The sequence below is a fragment of the uncultured Mucilaginibacter sp. genome (assembly GCF_937859865.1).
In the GTDB taxonomy this organism is placed as follows: domain Bacteria; phylum Bacteroidota; class Bacteroidia; order Sphingobacteriales; family Sphingobacteriaceae; genus Mucilaginibacter_A.
On sequence record NZ_CALMAT010000131.1, the window covers coordinates 1 to 17,166 of the forward strand.

Genomic DNA, 17,166 nt, shown 5'->3' on the forward strand with positions numbered 1-17,166 from the left:
CAGGTTGATAATGTCTTCTTCCTTTTCGTAAATCACAAAATAATCCCGCGATTTTTGGATGCTGATTGGAGCAACTCCGCCTAAAGCTTCCAGTAAAATATCCGGCGTTTCGCAAGGTTGCGGCGGGCGCGAAGGAAAATCCAATGTGTAAAGGCCGTCTTTTTTAGAAACCGTTAAAGTTCCGGCAACTTTGGTTTTGAATTGGATTTCTTCTCCGGCAAAACCCAATTCGGTAAATAAAATATGTGCCGATGCCAAGGTTGCGTGTCCGCACAGATCAATTTCCAGTTCGGGCGTAAACCAGCGCAGCATAAAACTGTCGCCATCTTTTACAAAAAAAGCAGTTTCGGCCAGGTTGTTTTCTAAAGCAATTTGCTGCATCGTTTCGTCGGGCAGCCATTCTTCGAGCGGACAAATGGCAGCCGGGTTTCCGCCAAAAAGCTGATCGGTAAAAGCATCGGCCTGGTAAATGGAAATTTTTTTCATTGGATTGAATTTAAAGTTGCAATATAGTTTTTCAAAACAAACCTAACTGTGTGCTTCTTTTATCGCCCATATTTTGTGTTCTGATTTGATTGACTAACAAATGTGCTTTTCGCGTTGGTTCCGGTATGCGGTAACCAGAATTGCACTGTTTCATTATTTCCAAACTTTGCTCTAAGTTGATTTTGTGGCCCGGCGAAATAAAAACCGGGTTTACTTTAAACTTGGTACGAAGTGCTGCGCCGATAACTTCGCTTTGATCATACAATAAACTGGTGGAACCTGCGGCTTCGGGCAAAGTTTCGTACTTGCCGATCAATAAACTTTTGGCACAACCCAAAGCTGGCGTACCGGTAACCAAACCAAAATGTGTGGCAATGCCAAGGCGGCGCGGATGTGCAATTCCTTGTCCGTCTAAAACCATTAAATCCGGTTTTACCGAAAGCAATTCCCAGGCTTTTAAAAGCGAAGGAATTTCGCGAAACGAAAGCAAACCCGGAATATATGGAAATGTTGCTTTGCTGATAACGGTTGCTTTGGCCACTTCCTGCAAACCCGGAAAACTCAAAACAATGATGCCGGCGTAAACCGTGTCTTCGTATTTATTGAAAGAAATATCGGCGCCGGCAATAGTTTGGATTGGTTTTTCGAGCGGCTCAATTTGGATTTGTTCGCGCAGTTGTTTTTGCAGTTCGATGGCTTGGGCAGGAGAGAGGCTTTCGTATTCTTCCGGTGAAATTAGGGGCATAAAAGAAGCATTTGAACTTAAACCAACATCAATTAAAAGCGTTTGTGCGAAGAACAGAAAACAAAAAAGCCTTCAGAAAATGAAGGCTTTGATTATTTATCCCAAATAAGATTTTAATATTTTACTGCGTGAAGTATGCCGCAGCCGTTGCAACGCTTTGTCTTTGATCTGGCGGACGCGTTCGCGTGTCAGCGTAAATTTCTCGCCGATTTCTTCCAAAGAAAAAGGACTGTTTGCGCCTAAACCAAAAAACAAAACAATGATTTCCCGTTCGCGCTCAGTTAAAGAGGACAAAGAACGACGGATTTCTTCGGCCAATGATTCATCAATCAACATCGAATCGGTGTTCGGCTCTTTGTTGTCCAAAACGTCCAGCAATGTATTTTCTTCGCCTTGCACAAAAGGCGCATCCATCGAAACGTGGCGGCCGGAATTGCTCAACGTATCCGAAATTTTATCAACCGTTGTTTCTAATATATCGGCCAGTTCTTCGGGCGATGGTTCGCGTTCGTATTCCTGCTCCAATTTTGAAAACGCTTTGCTGATCTTGCTTAAAGAACCAACCTGGTTGAGCGGCAAACGCACAATGCGCGACTGCTCGGCAATGGCCTGCAAAATGGATTGGCGGATCCACCAAACGGCATACGAAATAAATTTGAAGCCTTTGGTTTCGTCAAAACGTTTGGCGGCTTTAATCAGGCCCAGGTTTCCTTCGTTGATCAGATCGCCCAGCGTAAGTCCTTGATTTTGATATTGCTTAGCAACAGAAACAACAAACCGGAGATTGGTTTTGGTCAACCTTTCTAACGCTGCCTGATCGCCTTCCCGTATTTTTTGCGCTAAAATAACTTCTTCTTCCGCTGTAATTAAATCAACCTTTCCAATTTCGTGTAAATATTTGTCTAACGACTGCGACTCACGATTAGTAATGGATTGAGTTATTTTAAGTTGTCTCATTTATAAATCCTACCTTTTTATAGCTAAATAAAAACATGCGAAAATAAAAAATATCTGTAACTTTTTGTTTAAAGATAAAACAAGATTGCTGATTTTTGGTTAAAGAACCTCATTTTTAAGCCGTTAATTGTTGAAACGACGTTTAATACTTCTTTTACCACCTAAATTTCATTCAATTTAAAAGTTTTGTTTAAACGGATGCCTTTTTCTGTTTTTTTAACGGTGCAACATTCAATTTCCGGGTCGTGTTCTAAAAACAAGATGTAATTTTGATCGGCAGCTTCTTCTAAAAACGCTGCTTTTTCTGCCAAAGATTTAAGCGGAAACATATCATAAGCCGGAATATAAGGAAGCGGAATATGGCCAACGGTGGGCAACAAATCGGCCATGTAAACCAGTGTTTTGTTTTTGTAACTGATCTTGGGCAGCATCATCGCATCCGTATGGCCATTAGCATAAAGCACCGAAATATTGCCGGTAAAAGAAGCATCGGTTGGATTAATGAATTGCAATTGTCCGCTTTGCTGCAGCGGCAATAAATTTTCTTTTAAAAAGGAAGCTTTCTCGCGTTCGTTTGGATTTACAGCCCAATCCCAATGCTTTTTATTGCTCCAATAATTGGCGTTTTTAAATTTGGGGACCAGCTTTTCATCTTGCAAAATCACACTACCGCCAACATGGTCAAAGTGTAAATGTGTGAGGAAAATATCGGTCAGGTCATCAACACCAAAACCTAATTTGTTTAATGATTTTTCGAGGGAATCATGTCCATGTAAAAAGTAACGGCTAAAGAATTTTTCGCTTTGCTTGTTGCCGATTCCGGTATCCACCAAAATTAATTTTTCTGCATCTTCAATCAACAAGCAACGCATCGCCAGTGTAATCAAATTGTTTTCATCGGCCGGGTTGGTTTTGTTCCACAAAGTTTTTGGCACCACGCCGAACATCGCTCCGCCATCGAGTTTGAATAGACCGGTATTGATCGTGTGGAGTTGCAAGTGAGGTATCAGGTATCAGGTAAGAGGTAGCAAGATTGACTGCAACAATTTAAAGGATTGTAAGCTTGGATTTAGCATTGTTCTGCAATTGGTGCAACGCTTCGTTTAATGCTGATTCTTTAATTAAGCCTTTTACAGATAAATCTTCATCCAAACCATCCCATCTGAGACCAATTCCGTCGGCAATCATTTCCCATTGATTTAATTCTTGTTGACTTGCCTTTTTTAATTTTGAATAACTACTTAAAGCAATTTTCACTTCTGCATCATTATTTAATTGCACAATCAAGATGTCTTCCTTTTTGTTTATTAAAAGAACTTGTTTGATGCGCAGACCTTGTTCAAAAATTAATTGATCGAATGGATCTTTAGCTTTTTTATTTACGATTTTTTCAGGATGGTTAATTTTCAAAGTGCTCATGCCATTTTTCAATTAGTGTGTTGTAATGCTCTCGAAGTATATTTTTTATTTTTCGCCTTTCGATAAGTTTAAAACCGTAGGAATATTCTTCTTGTAATTTTGGCTCTAACCAAAATTTCGCATTTGCTGTGCCTTTTGTAATATGAATATGAGCAGGTTCCTAATTCTCGTTGCTGTAAAAACTAAATCTATATCCGTTACTTTCTAAAACTTTAGGCACATCTAAACAAAAATAAGAATAAATGTAATACCAACTTTATCATTATTCCTTCGTTACCAACTTCAATCCTAATATCGAAGCAATCAGCATAAAAATAAAAAACAACCGCCAAAAATCTGCTGATTCTTTAAAAAGTAAAATGCCAATTAAAACTGATCCGCTTGCGCCAATGCCGGTCCAAACACCATAAGCGGTACCAATCGGAAGTGTTTGGATGGCTTTGTTCAACAACAATAAACTCAATACAATGCAAATGAAAAAGCCAAAGCTCCATTTTAAGTTGCTGAAATTGTTTGAAAATTTAAGGCAAGTGGTAAAACCAACTTCAAACAAACCACCAAGAATAAGGTAGAGCCAGGCCATGTTTCAGTTGTGGGTTTTGAGTTGCGGTTGCCAGTTTTGTGTTGATAAAAGAAGCATTTGAATGAGTTGTGGGTTTTGAGTTGTCCGTTCTTCAAATTAAACTGTAACTATCACACCAATTTTTAGGGGATAAAAGAAGCATTGGTATTAGTTGCCAGTTGCGAGTTGTAAGTTTCCAGTTCTATCTTAAACTACCTATTTAAACTTGATAAGAACTCACAACTGGCAACCCACAACCCGCAACCCAACTTACAAGTGAATCACTTCTCCATATGCATCCGCCGCAGCTTCCATCACCGCTTCGCTCATGGTTGGGTGCGGGTGAACTGAATGGATAATTTCGTGCCCTGTTGCTTCCAGTTTACGGGCAGTTACTACTTCGGCAATCATTTCGGTAACGTTATAACCGATCATGTGCGCGCCCAAAAATTCGCCGTATTTGGCATCAAAAATCACTTTAACAAAACCATCTTTTGCACCGGCGGCACTTGCTTTTCCGGAAGCCGAAAAAGGAAACTTACCAACTTTGATTTCGAAACCGGCTTCGCGCGCCGCTTTTTCGGTATAACCAACGGAAGCAATTTCGGGCGAACAATACGTGCAGCCCGGAATGTTGTTATAATTTAAAGGCTCGGGGTTTTTGCCGGCGATTTTCTCGACACAAATAATCCCTTCGGCAGATGCCACGTGCGCCAAAGCCTGGCCTTTTACAATATCGCCGATGGCAAAAACGCCTTCTACATTAGTTTTGTAAAAATTATCCACCAAAACTTTGCCTTTATCGGTTTTGATGCCGAGTTCTTCCAGTCCTAAATTTTCCAAATTCGTCATCACGCCAACGGCAGAAAGCACAACATCAGCTTCTAAAACTTCGTTTCCTTTGGCTGTTTTAACGTTAACTTTGCATTTTTCGCCGGAAGTATCAACCGATTCAACCGTAGAACCAGTCATGATATTGATGCCCAGTTTTTTGAAAGAACGCGCCAGTTGTTTGGAAATATCTTCGTCTTCCACCGGAACGATGTTGTCTAAATATTCTACGATCGTTACTTTGGTGCCAATAGAATTATAAAAATAAGCAAACTCTACGCCGATGGCACCGGAACCAACGACCACTAAACTTTGCGGTTGTTTTGGCAAGTTCATGGCCTGGCGGTAACCAATCACTTTAACGCCGTCTTGTTTCAGATTTGGCAATTCGCGAGAACGGCTGCCCGTTGCCAGGATGATGTTTTTAGCCGTATAATTTTTGGTTGAACCATCGGCGGCTTTCACTTCGATGCTGTTTTTACCCTTCAATTTTCCAGTTCCCATGATCACGTCAATCTTGTTTTTTTTCATCAAAAACTGGATGCCTTTGCTCATGCCATCGGCCACACCGCGACTCCTTTTGATGATGCTGCTAAAATCAACTTCGCTGCCGTTAACTTTCAGGCCATATTCTTCTGCGTGGTTGATGTACTCAAAAACCTGGGCGCTTTTTAACAAAGCTTTGGTTGGGATACAGCCCCAGTTCAAACAAATGCCGCCTAAAGATTCCTTTTCGATAACCGCGGTTTTTAAACCTAACTGCGCCGCACGGATGGCAGCAACATAACCGCCCGGGCCGGTGCCAATCACTATAAGATCGTAATCCATATCTATTTATTTTATAAAACCTGTTTTCAGATCAGCTTCAAAGCTAAATAAAATAGGTGTTTGTTTAAAGTAAAAGTGTTTAAGGGGCCAAGAGCAGTAAAATGCAGTTTTTGAAACAAATAGCAAAAAAATATTGAATTAGCAAGAAAAAGAGGGCAATTTATTGTTAATGTGTAAAAAAAAGGCAGAAGTGTTAAGAAATTAATTGTTAAAGTTAACATTAACTTAATGTTTGGCTTTTTCTAACCGTTATCTTTGCAGCATTAAAACAGGCTACTATTTAAACAATCAATTCACTAACAAATCTTTTATGAGGAAGAATTTACTTCTGCTTTTGTCCTTTTTTTGTTTGATGCAGTTTTATAGCTCTGGTGTTTTTGCACAGGGTGTTACTACGGCTTCATTCATTGGCTTGGTTAAGGATAACCGGGGCCCGCTCCCAGGAGCTACGGTTACGGCTATCCATGTCCCATCCGGAACCAAGTATGTTACTGCAACCCGTGCTGATGGCCGTTACAACCTTCCGAACGTTCGGGTTGGCGGGCCTTACATTGTCCGGGTTTCTTTTTTGGGTTTAAATGATTATGTGCAGGATAACCTGACTACTACTTTAGGCCAGGAACTGCGGGTAGATGCAACCCTGGCCGAAACTACAACAACCCTGAAAGAAGTTGTGGTTACATCAGGACAAAACCAGGTTTTTGATGAATCGCGAACCGGTGCAAGGCAAACCATAACCCGGCAACAAATTGACCGTTTGCCAACAGTAAGCCGTTCTTTGCAAGATTTTACGCGTTTAACGCCTTCGGCAAACGGTTTAAATTTTGGTGGCAGAAGCGGCAATTATAACAATTTAACTGTTGATGGTGCTTTGTTTAACAACTCTTTTGGTTTATCCGGCACTTTGGGCGGTCAAACCAATTCTCAGCCCATTTCATTGGATGCGATTGAACAGATTCAGGTGGATATTGCACCTTATGATGTCCGCCAGGGCTTTTTTACCGGTGCAGGTATTAATACTGTGGTTCGTTCCGGTACAAATGATTTTCGCGGAACAATTTATGGTTTTACCAGAGGTGTAGGTTTAACCGGCTATCATGCAGGTTTAAATGATTTGCCTAAAACGCCTTTTACTTATAACCAGCGTGGTGCAAGCATTGGCGGCCCGATCATCAAAAACAAATTGTTCTTTTTTGCTTCCGGCGAACAGGAACGTATCAGTAACCCTGCAACTACTTATAGCGCTTTAACACCGGGCCAAACTGCAGGCGGTACCATCTCACAAGCAGATGCAGCAACATTAGATGCCATCAGCAACTATCTGCAAACTAAATACAATTACAATCCGGGCCCGTATCAAGGCTACAATTACCACACTTATAGTGATAAAGCGACTGTAAAATTAGATTGGAATATCAACGATAAAAACACTTTAAGTGCCAAGTATTTTTACTTAAAATCATATCGTGAAGTACAAGCCAGCAGTTCAGGAATTACAAATGCCGGTGTTGGTTTTGGTACTTCACGCGCACCGTCTTTAAATACTTTGCCATTTTTTGGTTCCGGCTACCAAATTAATAACAACTTTAATATTGGTATTGTCGAGTTAAACAGCCGGATCAGCAATACGATTTCCAACAAACTGACAGCAGGCTATTCTGCTTTGCGCGATTACCGTAATGTTTTAGGAAGCTCTAATATCCCAATGGTTGATATTGGTAATGGTGTTGGGTCAACATCTCTTTTAACCAGTTTTGGTTATGAACTTTACAGTGCAGGAAACCTGCTTTCTACCAATACAACACAATTATCAGATGACTTAACCTTTTTTGCAGGAAAGCATGAAATCGTTGTTGGTACAAGCAATCAGTTAAATAAATACGTAAACGGTTTTGCACCGGATTATAATGGTTTATACACTTATAACTCGGCTTCCGACTTTTTAACCAATCAACCTGCGGCTGCTTATACCGTCCGTAATTCTGCATTGCCAAGCGGTCAATTTCCTTTTGCCAATCTTTCTGCCTACAACTTGAGTTTTTATGCTCAGGACAGGTATAATGTTGCAGAAAACTTTAAATTGACTTACGGATTACGTGCTGATTATAATTATTTCCCTGTTACAACTGATCCTAACCCAAATGTTGCTGCTTTAACTTTTCAGCAAGGCATCAAGTTAGATGTTTCACACCTGCCAAAAAACAGGGTTTTATTTTCTCCAAGAGTTGGTTTTAACTGGGATGTAAACGGTGATAAAAATACACAGGTTCGCGGTGGTACAGGTATATTTACTGGTTTGGTTCCTTACGTTTGGATATCAAACCAATTATCGAACACAGGCGTTCTGTTTGGGTCTTATACGGTTACCAAAGCTGCTACCCCAAATGACCCGCGTTTGTTGTTTAACCCTAATACTGAAGCTAACCGCCCTGCCGTGGGAACAGCTCAGGCCAATACCTCTTATGAAGTTGATGCAACTTCACGCGATTTTAAATATCCACAGATTTTCAGGACTAACTTAGCAATTGATCAGAAACTGCCTTTTGGTATCATCGGTACCATTGAAGGTGCTTATACCAAAGACATCAATGCCGTTTATCACCAAAACATTGCCCTTTCCGACACTTATACCACTTTACCAGGTGTTGAAGGACAAATAAGATATACTGCGAGGACCATGTTTACCGGAAATACCGTAACTAACCCGGCTATTACACAAGCTATATATATGAGCAATACCAACAGAGGTTTCTCGTATTTTATTACCGGCCAATTGCAGAAAAACTTTACCAATGGTTTGTATGCCAACATTGCTTACACTTATACCAGGTCAAAAGATGTAAACGACGGCGGTACTACTGCAAGCACAATTTGGAGTACCCGCCCGGTAGTTGGAGACCCAAATTCTACAGCTTTGTCAAACAGTTCTTACGTTCAGCCAAACCGGGTAATTGCGGCTTTATCTTACAAAAGAGATTACCTGAAACACGGTTCAACTTCCATCGGTATTTTCTTTGAAGCAGCTAACAACGGCGCAATTTCTTACATCACCAGCGGCGACCCGAATAACGATGGCGCAACAAACGATTTGATGTATATTCCCAAAAATCAAAGTGATATCATCATGGTGAGGGATAATGCAACAGACCCGCGTACATCCGACCAGGAATGGGCGCAATTGGATGCTTTTATTAAGCAAGACCCTTATTTAAGCAAGCACAGAGGCGAATATGCGCAAAGAAACGGTGCTATTTTGCCATACTTTAAAAGGGCTGATTTAAACATTACCCAGGATTTCTACATAGACCTGAAAAACGGAAAACGCAACACTTTAGAGATTTCTTTCAATATGGTAAACTTAGGTAACTTTCTGAATCCAAATTGGGGATTGTCTCAAACTACTTTTAACGGTTTTAATTCAGGCACAATCAGTATTTTATCGTACAAAGGAATTGACCCTGCAAGCGGCAGGGCTACTTATTCTTTCCCTTACCAAGATAGAAATAACCTTGTGCCAGTAACTACATCTTTCCGCCCGAGTATTTCAAACACAACCTGGCAGGCACAAATCGGCGCACGTTACATCTTTAACTAATGGTAACACTTTTAAAATCATTCATTAAGAGCTTATAGTACAATGACACGATATAATTTTAATAAAGCGGTAGCAGCAGCTTCAATTGCGCTTCTTCCGGCTATGCTTTTTTCTGGTTGTAAAAAGAGCAACGATCCGGATGTAATGCCAACTGCCATCACAACAACGGGCATGGTAACTACACTTGCCGGTAGTGGTGCTTCTGGTTTTGCAAATGGAACTGGTACAGCAGCAACATTTTATAACCCTTATGGCCTGACTGTAGATGCAGCAGGTAATGTTTATGTAGCAGACCAACAAAATAACGCCATCCGTAAAATCACTTCAGCAGGAGTTGTAACTACACTCTCCGGAAATGGTACTTCCGGCCGGACAAATACTTCCGCTGTTGGTGTGTCTGCTTTATACAATAGCCCCAGCAGTGTTGCAGTAGATGCAGCAGGCGCAGCAGTTTATGTAGCTGATTTTGGGAACAACGAAATCCGTAAAATAGTAACCGCCACCGGTGCAGGTAACGGAACAGTAACCGTGTTAGCTGGTAGTACTGCGGGTTTATCAGGCAACCTTAATGGAACAGGAACCGCAGCAACTTTTAACGGCCCGGCTGGCGTTGCTGTTGATGCTGCCGGTAATGTTTATGTAGCTGATTTCAACAACAATTCAATCCGTAAAATAACGGCTGCCGGTGTAGTAACTACGCTTGCCGGCGGGAAAGCCGGTAATGCAAATGGCACCGGAACAGCAGCTTCTTTTAACGGCCCGAGAGGTGTGGCAGTTGATGCAGCCGGTAATGTTTATGTAGCCGATGCCAACAATAACCTGATCCGTAAAATCACTGCTGCCGGTGTGGTTACCACAGTGGCAGGCAATGGTTCTGCCGGAAATGTTAGCGGTGCTGCAAATGCTGCTTCTTTCAATTATCCAAGTGGCGTAGCGGTTGATGCAACAGGCGTGGTTTATGTAGCAGACAGCAATAACAATTTGATACGCAAAATTGGAACCAATGGCACGGTAACATCTGTAGCCGGGAGCGGATATTTAACTTTAAGGACGCCTTTTAATGCACCGGTTGGTGTAGCGGTTGATGCTGCCGGAATGCTTTACGTAGCTGATGCTTATCGCCAGATCATTCAAAAAGTTAAACAATAATTAGTTGTTTTTTTGATCGTAAGCATATATCATAATCCTGAAAGCACAAGCTTTCAGGATTTTTTTGTTTAAACCCATTTTTATCTTTTTCGTAAAACCACAACTATTGCTACTTTTATATTGATGCGGTTTCCGAAACATTTCTTCCTCGTACTTCTTTTACCACTACTTTTTTCGGCTTGCAAATCGCGCAAGCACCAACTAAAAGGGCAGCCGGGCGAAATTGTGCAACCTTCGGCATCCATCTCCCAAAAGTATTCGCAGTTGATGGGCGTGGAGGAAAGCAGCATCAACAACGGCCGTTTATATACTTTTATTGATCAATGGATGGCCACGCCTTACCGTTTTGGCGGATTGGATAAAGACGGGATTGATTGTTCTGGCTTCGTTTCGCTGCTGGAGCAGCAGGTTTACGGTATCAACATGCCGCGGATGACAAGCCAGCAGGTTAACACCATCAAACGGAAATACGAAGAGCAGTTGCAGGAAGGCGACCTGGTTTTTTTTGATTTTGACGGGAAGAAATTCAGCCACGTCGGCATTTACCTGCAAAACGATTTCGTGGTACATGCCAGTACTAATAAAGGGATTTTGCTGGTCAAGCTGCACGACCCGGCGATGTACAAATACTTTTCGCGCTGCGGGTCGGTAATTGCCGGGCAATGATTTTATACCGGTAAAAGAAGCATTGCCGGTTTTTCATTCAGGAAGAATATCATTTAACATTATTTCTTGACCAGCGTAAAATGAGAATTATCTGCTTCGTACATGGTTTGATAAAAACCTGCAATTTCTGCATACATTTCTTTCGGATACGTCCCGGCATTTAATTGTATTTTTCTTGAATAAACCAGCTTCCCGTCCTGCAGTTCAACCTTTGCCGTATAATTTCCGAAAGAGGTATTAACTTGTACGTTTCTTGGCCGTTCTTCTACTTTATAATCTTCCGGAAGTTGATAAATTAGCTCGTCCTGATCCACATAACCATGGTTGATACAAACCGGAAACGCACGGTTACGTACTTCTTTTAACGGCCTTTTTACAAAGTTGACGCGGTTGATCGGCACAATAAAGCGTCCTTCGTTTTCTGCACCGTAATTTTGTGCTTCAAAGTTTAGTGTTTCCAATGTAACCGGTTGCTGCGTTTTTTCCTGTTTCAGCTTAAAAGATTTAATGTCGAGGTTATCAATCAAATAAACCTGCTGCAAATCTTTCAATTGTTCCTGGTATGGTTCATCAATCAAATCTTCCCGGTTATCGTACTGCTCGCCTTCGTAACGGGTTTCCATTTTGCCGTTCAGCGTACCGTTTTTGTTGATTGAAAAAGTACAATTACGGGTTTGAAGATTGGCCGAAGTTTTGATTTCCGGTGTCCGCATCAATCTTCCGCCTTGCTCGTTGCAGGCCACCACGTTTCTGCCGTCGGTAAAATCGCCCAAAAAGCCGAAGGGGATTTGTTTGCTGGTACATTCCAGCCAGGTGGTATCGTTTTTGAAAGGCAAACACAAAATAATATGGTTGCCCTGCAAACTGGCAAAACTGGCATCAATGCTTCTTTTACGGCTATGATCTCCGTAAACGATACAGTAATACGAATCAATTCCGGCAACTTTAAGCAAACCACGCGTGTAGTTGACCAAGCCTTTGCAATCGCCATAACCTAAACGGTCAACTTCGCTTGCCAAAATTGGCTGATACCCGCCAACGCCAATTTGCACGCTGATGTAGCGTGTTTTTTGCTGCATATATTCGTATATTTTTTTGGCTTTTTGTTTCGGATCGGAAATATCTTTCACCAGATCGCGGATATAAGCAGCCGTTTCTGCCGGAATTTCATCACGCCCTTTTAACAGCGTATTGCTCATCCATTTACTAAATTCTTCCCAATTGTTGAAAGAACCAGGCTTGCCGCCAAAAGAAAATTTTTCGGGGACCACTTCCACCGAAGTTAAAAACGTATGCGAATCGGGCAAAAAAGGTTCTTCCCGGATTGCTTTGACGTTGTTGATTTGCCAGCTATAAACCTTTTGATCTTTTAGCAATTCGGTTTGCATTTTGCCCAAAAAGTTACTTTCGTGGATACGTAAATTTAAATCCGGCTTGCAGATGATTTTGTAAGAACTATTTTCTACCGCCATTTCAGAAGAATACGCCGATAAAAATTTGGGCAAAACCAAACTTTGCCGCTGTTTCAATTCGTACTCAAACTCAACGGTGTAAGGGTACGTGTTTGTGCCGGGTTTATAATATTTAACGCGGTCATCTTCGTACAAAGAAAAATTGCTGATGGCACTGTTATCGGTAAAATCTTTTTCCGAAAATTTTCCCGCAGGCAAACCAAACTGGTTGTAAATGCTGCCTTTCACCATTTTAAGCTGTCGGCCTTTATCATAATTGATCACGATCCTTGCAAAGTCGTCGCCGTTTTTGTTCATAATCGTGATTGCTTCTTTTACATGGTAAATTACGTTGTCGGCTTCTTTAATTTCAATTGTTTCTTCCGAATTGCGCACAATTGCATTGGCGTAAGGTTTCAGCCCTTGCGGAATGGAGGCAACGTCGTACAGGTTTTGCGCAAAACCGGCCGAAGCCAAACAAATCAAAAAAAAGCCTGCTGCTATGGTTTTCATTTTTTCTTTTTGAAGGTGATGTTTGTCCTTTCGGTCTGCACGATTTTGTTGAACAGTTCTTTTAAGTAAGGGTATTCTTCGGGTTCGTAAACCGATTTGTCTAACTGTTTCAACTCAGTAAAACTAAACTCGTTGCCGTCCACAGAACTCTGGGAAATGTAACGTCCGCCTTTTAAAGGCAGGCTCAAACCTACCGAAGTTGGTTTGCTGATTACTTCATATTGTGCCGGAAAATTCAAACGCAACATGATTTTGGTTTCCGAAGGCGCGCCCCAATCCACCGGATATGTTCTGTCGGTCAGTTTAAAAGGGTTTTCGGTAATCCTGTCCAAAAAAAACGGGTTAAACGAAAACCGGTCTTCGTCTGGTTTTTCGTAAGCGTTCATTTCAATTTCGTATTCTTCGCTCAAAGGCAACTCGTTGTTGTCCAGGTTTTTTACGTCCGATTTCAGGATTTTGATCTTGGGCATGTTGTCATCCAGGCTCTCTACATATTCGTCTATGCTGTTAAACTTTTTGATCTTTTTCCGTTTGTTGTAAGCTTCATAACCAAAGGAATAATTGTTGACCGTCCCTTTAATTTTCCCGTTTTCTTCTATGTTAAGGGTGATAGTGTAGAGCGAACTTTCTTTTTGTGAAGCTTTCAGATCGGCCCAGTACGAAGGTTTTTCCAGGCTGATCACCCGTCCCTGTTCGTTAATGCAACGGACGGGTAGCAAACCAAAGGGCAGGAGCGGGTCGGTTGCATCGAGCAAATACTTTTTTTCGCCGATTTCTACCTGCGCCACCACATAATCAAAGTCGCTGACGACCGGAAAAATTTTATTGACCGAACCGTTATCACGTGTAGAAAGAATGACCGCTTCTGTCGGCAAACCCGCGGCCGACAAAGCAGAAACCAACGAAAGGTTAATATCCGCAGAACTGCCCGTGCGGTGGTCTAATGCTTTTTTTATGCCGCCCGGGCTGTAAACGCCGTAATCCTCGTTCCATTTAAACCATTTTTGCAGATACAAATAAACTGCTTTTGCTTTGCCCAAATCATCTGTTGCGCCTTGGGTTATGCCTGCAATTTTATCTTTAAACAAGTCTTTCCGCTTCATTTGCTTGCCAAACATTTCGTTTGTTTTCAGTTCATAATCAATGTCTTTCCATTCTTTGGTCAGCTTGTGTTTAACGCCGTTGTAATCGCTGTAATCAGACAGTTCAAAATACAGGGCCGAAACAAAATTGGAAGGTGCCGTCATGTATTTTTCTTCCACAAAAGCCGGAACATCAGCCATCGCATAAGTCAGCACAGAACAATCTGCCCTTAGACCGCCGCCCGGTGTAAAACAATCGCGGGCCAGGTCTGAAGTGTTTTTGCTCAGTTTTTTGCTTCCGCGAAGCACTACATTATAATTATAAACGGCCGGGATGCTTGCCACATATTCGCTGTAAATTTTGGGCATGTCTGATTGAAAGTTCCAGCTTTTAAAATTGAAAATGAACGGCGAAACCAGCGTATATTTGTATTCGATGATAGAGCCTTCCTTCAAATTTGGCATCGCAAACTTAACCTGGTTGATGTATTGGGATTTGTTGATGTTGTAGATGCTGGTTTTTTCGAGCGGGGCAGACCGTATCAGGCCGTTCTCATCTTTGCTGAACGTTACGCCTTCTAAATCTTCCACGGTTTCTTCCCGGCCTTCCTGTTTATGCAGGCGGATGAGGACATCGCCATGTTCAAAACCTTTGCTGTTTAGGATTTTGATTTTTACGTGGTACTGAAATACCAGCGGCGTATTGTCGCGGCTGCTGATGGTTGCCGTGCCAAACTCTTTTAAAACCACGGCATTCGCGCTGGAATCTTTGCTGTAAGTTTTCATTTCCAGCTCTTCGTGGGTTGGTTTTCCAAACTCAAAGTCTTGCGCGTGCGCATTTATCCCTGCCAAAAGCAGCAAATAAACAAGTAAATGTTTTTTCAAATGTGAAGAGGGTTAGGTTAACCAATAGTAGAAATTTATACGGATATTTTATAACCTTTGTTCATAAAAAAACAGGTATAAAAGAAGCATTGCCTGTTTAAAATTGAAGCCGGATTTTTTGGTTTTGATGGTTTTTACGACCTTAGCACTTTATTTACTGCATGAAATTAAATTTAAAACGCCCGCTTGCATTTTTCGATCTGGAAACAACCGGTGTGCACATTGGAAACGACCGGATTGTAGAGATTTCGGTGATCAAAATCCACCCGGACGAAACGGAAGAAGTAAAAACCTGGCGTGTTAACCCGCAAATGCCGATCCCACTCGAATCGTCTTTGGTCCATGGCATTTACGATGAGCATGTGAAAGACGAACGTACGTTTAAAGAACTGGCACCAGAAATTGCTGTGTTTTTAGGCAACAGCGATTTGGCCGGATACAATTCCAACAAGTTTGATATCCCGATGCTGATGGAAGAATTTATTCGTGCCGAAGTTGATTTCGATTTAGAAAACCGCCATTTTGTAGATGTACAAAATATTTTCCACCAGATGGAGCAACGCACTTTGCGCGCCGCCTATCAGTTTTACTGCGGAAAAGACATCATCAACGCACATTCTGCCGAAGCCGATACCCGCGCAACGATGGAAGTTTTGCTTGCCCAAATCGCTAAATACGAAGGCGCAGAATGGGAAAATAAAAAGGGCGTAAAAACAGTACCGGTGGTAAACGATGTGGAAGCGCTGCACCAGTTTACCAACCTTACCAAGCCGGTTGATTTTGCCGGAAGGATGGTTTTTAACGAAGCAGGTGAAGAGCTTTTTAATTTTGGCAAGCACAAAGGCAAAAAGGTGGAAGATATTTTCCAGATCGAGCCAAGTTATTATGCCTGGATGATGCAGGGCGATTTTCCGTTGTACACCAAACGCCGGTTGGAAGCGATTTATAAACGCTGGACGGCTAAAAAGAACCTGGCGAAACCGCAAGCCCAGCCCAAGCCGGAAATACAAAACCGCCCTGAGCAGTCAAAGCCGCAGCAGGAACAGCATAAACCGGAAATTCAAAATCAGCCAAAACCTTATGTTAAACCTGCCCAGGCGGAAAACCAGCAACGGAACCAACAGCAAAAGCCACAGCCAAGGCCGCAACATAAACCAAATTATCCGCAGCCGCCGCGCCGCGACGATAAACCCGCTGAGCCGATTAATGACGATATGTTGGCGCAATTGAAGCTGAAGTTTGGAAAGTAGCGATACTGTTTTTATCGGCATAAAATTGGTGTTGCCTTAATCAGCGACGCCAGTTTTATGCCGATAAAAGAAGCATTCAACCATTCTTCAAAAAATCAATATTCCTTTTTAAACCTACAAACTTTGTCCGTTTTACCGCCGAGTTTTTAAAAACTTTTTTAAAGGTATCTTCCGTAATTTCTTCCCAATCGGCTTTCGTCATGGCCAAAAGTTTTGGCGGCGGCCGGAAAGCAGGTTCATTATGCAAAACGGAAAACCGGTTCCAAGGGCAAACATCCTGGCAAATATCGCAGCCAAACATCCAATTGTCGGTTTTGCCTTTAAACTCTTGCGGGATTTCGTTTTTCAGTTCGATGGTTAAGTAAGAAATGCAGCGGCTGCCATCTACAACCGCAGGCGCAACAATGGCTTCAGTCGGGCAGGCATCGAGGCAACGCGTGCAAGTGCCACAATGGTCTTTGGTTGGTTCGATGTCGTATTCCAGTTCCAAATCAACAATCAGTTCGGCCAGAAAAAAGAAAGAGCCTTTCTGCTTGCTGATGAGGTTTCCGTTTTTCCCAATCCAGCCCATACCTGCTTTTTTAGCCCAGGCGCGGTCTAAAACCGGTGCCGAATCTACAAAAGCACGTCCGCCAACTTCGCCAATTTTTTCCTGAATAAAAGCCAATAATTGAAACAGTTTTTGCTTGATCACATCATGATAATCGGCACCAAAAGCATAATTAGAAATTTTGGGCGCTTCGGGAG

At 42.0% G+C, this 17,166-nt stretch carries 15 protein-coding genes; 4 read left to right on the top strand and 11 right to left on the bottom strand.

Translation table 11 applies throughout. The features are described from left to right. From Q0192_RS14600 to lpdA, 8 genes are all read right to left on the bottom strand, one after another. Positions 1-486: PhzF family phenazine biosynthesis protein (locus Q0192_RS14600; protein WP_299290385.1), on the bottom strand; the 486-nt coding region annotated here is incomplete at its 3' end. Positions 487-517: 31 nt separating this feature from the next. Next, the gene (gene nfi, locus Q0192_RS14605; protein WP_299290387.1) at positions 518-1,231 is read right to left on the bottom strand and encodes a deoxyribonuclease V; all 714 of its coding nucleotides are present in this window, start codon (positions 1,229-1,231) and stop codon (positions 518-520) included. Between the two features lie 96 nt (positions 1,232-1,327). After that, positions 1,328-2,188, bottom strand: a complete 861-nt coding sequence (locus tag Q0192_RS14610) for an RNA polymerase sigma factor RpoD/SigA (protein WP_299290389.1) — start codon at positions 2,186-2,188, stop codon at positions 1,328-1,330. Between the two features lie 161 nt (positions 2,189-2,349). Further along, positions 2,350-3,186 (bottom strand): MBL fold metallo-hydrolase, encoded by an 837-nt coding sequence (locus Q0192_RS14615; protein ID WP_299290391.1) that lies wholly within the window; start codon positions 3,184-3,186, stop codon positions 2,350-2,352. Positions 3,187-3,235: 49 nt separating this feature from the next. Further along, positions 3,236-3,607 carry a DUF2442 domain-containing protein gene (locus tag Q0192_RS14620; RefSeq protein WP_299290393.1) on the bottom strand — a complete coding sequence of 124 codons (372 nt, stop codon included), beginning with the start codon at positions 3,605-3,607 and terminating at the stop codon, positions 3,236-3,238. After that, complete coding sequence (locus Q0192_RS18815; RefSeq protein ID WP_366518204.1) at positions 3,588-3,755, bottom strand: DUF4160 domain-containing protein; 168 nt, start codon at positions 3,753-3,755, stop codon at positions 3,588-3,590. The genes Q0192_RS14620 and Q0192_RS18815 overlap by 20 nt, the downstream gene beginning before the upstream one ends. 114 nt (positions 3,756-3,869) lie before the next feature. Further along, a complete protein-coding gene (locus Q0192_RS14625; RefSeq protein ID WP_299290395.1) occupies positions 3,870-4,190 on the bottom strand; it encodes a multidrug efflux SMR transporter in 321 nt (106 codons plus the stop codon). 249 nt (positions 4,191-4,439) lie between these two features. Beyond that, positions 4,440-5,828: a dihydrolipoyl dehydrogenase gene (gene lpdA, locus Q0192_RS14630; protein ID WP_299290397.1), complete on the bottom strand. Its 1,389-nt coding sequence runs from the start codon at positions 5,826-5,828 to the stop codon at positions 4,440-4,442. A gap of 352 nt (positions 5,829-6,180) precedes the next feature. Here lpdA and Q0192_RS14635 point away from each other — a divergent pair, with 352 nt between their 5' ends. The 3 genes from Q0192_RS14635 to Q0192_RS14645 all read left to right on the top strand — a co-directional run bounded on the left by Q0192_RS14635 (position 6,181) and on the right by Q0192_RS14645 (position 11,238). Next, positions 6,181-9,423 carry a carboxypeptidase regulatory-like domain-containing protein gene (locus Q0192_RS14635; RefSeq protein WP_299290401.1) on the top strand — a complete coding sequence of 1,081 codons (3,243 nt, stop codon included), beginning with the start codon at positions 6,181-6,183 and terminating at the stop codon, positions 9,421-9,423. A gap of 42 nt (positions 9,424-9,465) precedes the next feature. Then, on the top strand, positions 9,466-10,572 hold the full coding sequence (locus tag Q0192_RS14640; protein ID WP_299290403.1) for a hypothetical protein: 1,107 nt from the start codon (positions 9,466-9,468) through the stop codon (positions 10,570-10,572). A 123-nt stretch (positions 10,573-10,695) separates the two neighbouring features. Further along, positions 10,696-11,238, top strand: coding sequence for an NlpC/P60 family protein (locus Q0192_RS14645; RefSeq protein ID WP_299290405.1), 543 nt, complete (start codon positions 10,696-10,698; stop codon positions 11,236-11,238). Positions 11,239-11,297: 59 nt separating this feature from the next. On the opposite strand, the gene Q0192_RS14650 is transcribed toward Q0192_RS14645, so the two are convergent. Both Q0192_RS14650 and Q0192_RS14655 read right to left on the bottom strand, forming a co-directional pair. Beyond that, positions 11,298-13,202 (bottom strand): DUF3857 domain-containing protein, encoded by a 1,905-nt coding sequence (locus Q0192_RS14650; protein WP_299290407.1) that lies wholly within the window; start codon positions 13,200-13,202, stop codon positions 11,298-11,300. Beyond that, positions 13,199-15,169 carry a DUF3857 domain-containing protein gene (locus tag Q0192_RS14655; RefSeq protein ID WP_299290409.1) on the bottom strand — a complete coding sequence of 657 codons (1,971 nt, stop codon included), beginning with the start codon at positions 15,167-15,169 and terminating at the stop codon, positions 13,199-13,201. The genes Q0192_RS14650 and Q0192_RS14655 overlap by 4 nt, the downstream gene beginning before the upstream one ends. A gap of 161 nt (positions 15,170-15,330) precedes the next feature. Here Q0192_RS14655 and Q0192_RS14660 point away from each other — a divergent pair, with 161 nt between their 5' ends. After that, positions 15,331-16,419, top strand: a complete 1,089-nt coding sequence (locus Q0192_RS14660; protein WP_299290411.1) for an exonuclease domain-containing protein — start codon at positions 15,331-15,333, stop codon at positions 16,417-16,419. Between the two features lie 76 nt (positions 16,420-16,495). Here Q0192_RS14660 and queG read toward each other — a convergent pair. Continuing rightward, a partial coding sequence (queG, locus tag Q0192_RS14665) for a tRNA epoxyqueuosine(34) reductase QueG (RefSeq protein WP_299290413.1) occupies positions 16,496-17,166 on the bottom strand: 671 nt, incomplete at its 5' end.

Coding starts and splice junctions, on each gene's coding strand:
- nfi (WP_299290387.1), bottom strand. CDS start 1,231: ATGCCCCTAATTTCACCGGAAGAATACGAAAGCCTCTCTCCTGCCCAA.
- Q0192_RS14610 (WP_299290389.1), bottom strand. CDS start 2,188: ATGAGACAACTTAAAATAACTCAATCCATTACTAATCGTGAGTCGCAG.
- Q0192_RS14620 (WP_299290393.1), bottom strand. CDS start 3,607: ATGAGCACTTTGAAAATTAACCATCCTGAAAAAATCGTAAATAAAAAA.
- Q0192_RS14625 (WP_299290395.1), bottom strand. CDS start 4,190: ATGGCCTGGCTCTACCTTATTCTTGGTGGTTTGTTTGAAGTTGGTTTT.
- lpdA (WP_299290397.1), bottom strand. CDS start 5,828: ATGGATTACGATCTTATAGTGATTGGCACCGGCCCGGGCGGTTATGTT.
- Q0192_RS14635 (WP_299290401.1), top strand. CDS start 6,181: ATGCAGTTTTATAGCTCTGGTGTTTTTGCACAGGGTGTTACTACGGCT.
- Q0192_RS14640 (WP_299290403.1), top strand. CDS start 9,466: ATGACACGATATAATTTTAATAAAGCGGTAGCAGCAGCTTCAATTGCG.
- Q0192_RS14645 (WP_299290405.1), top strand. CDS start 10,696: ATGCGGTTTCCGAAACATTTCTTCCTCGTACTTCTTTTACCACTACTT.
- Q0192_RS14650 (WP_299290407.1), bottom strand. CDS start 13,202: ATGAAAACCATAGCAGCAGGCTTTTTTTTGATTTGTTTGGCTTCGGCC.
- Q0192_RS14660 (WP_299290411.1), top strand. CDS start 15,331: ATGAAATTAAATTTAAAACGCCCGCTTGCATTTTTCGATCTGGAAACA.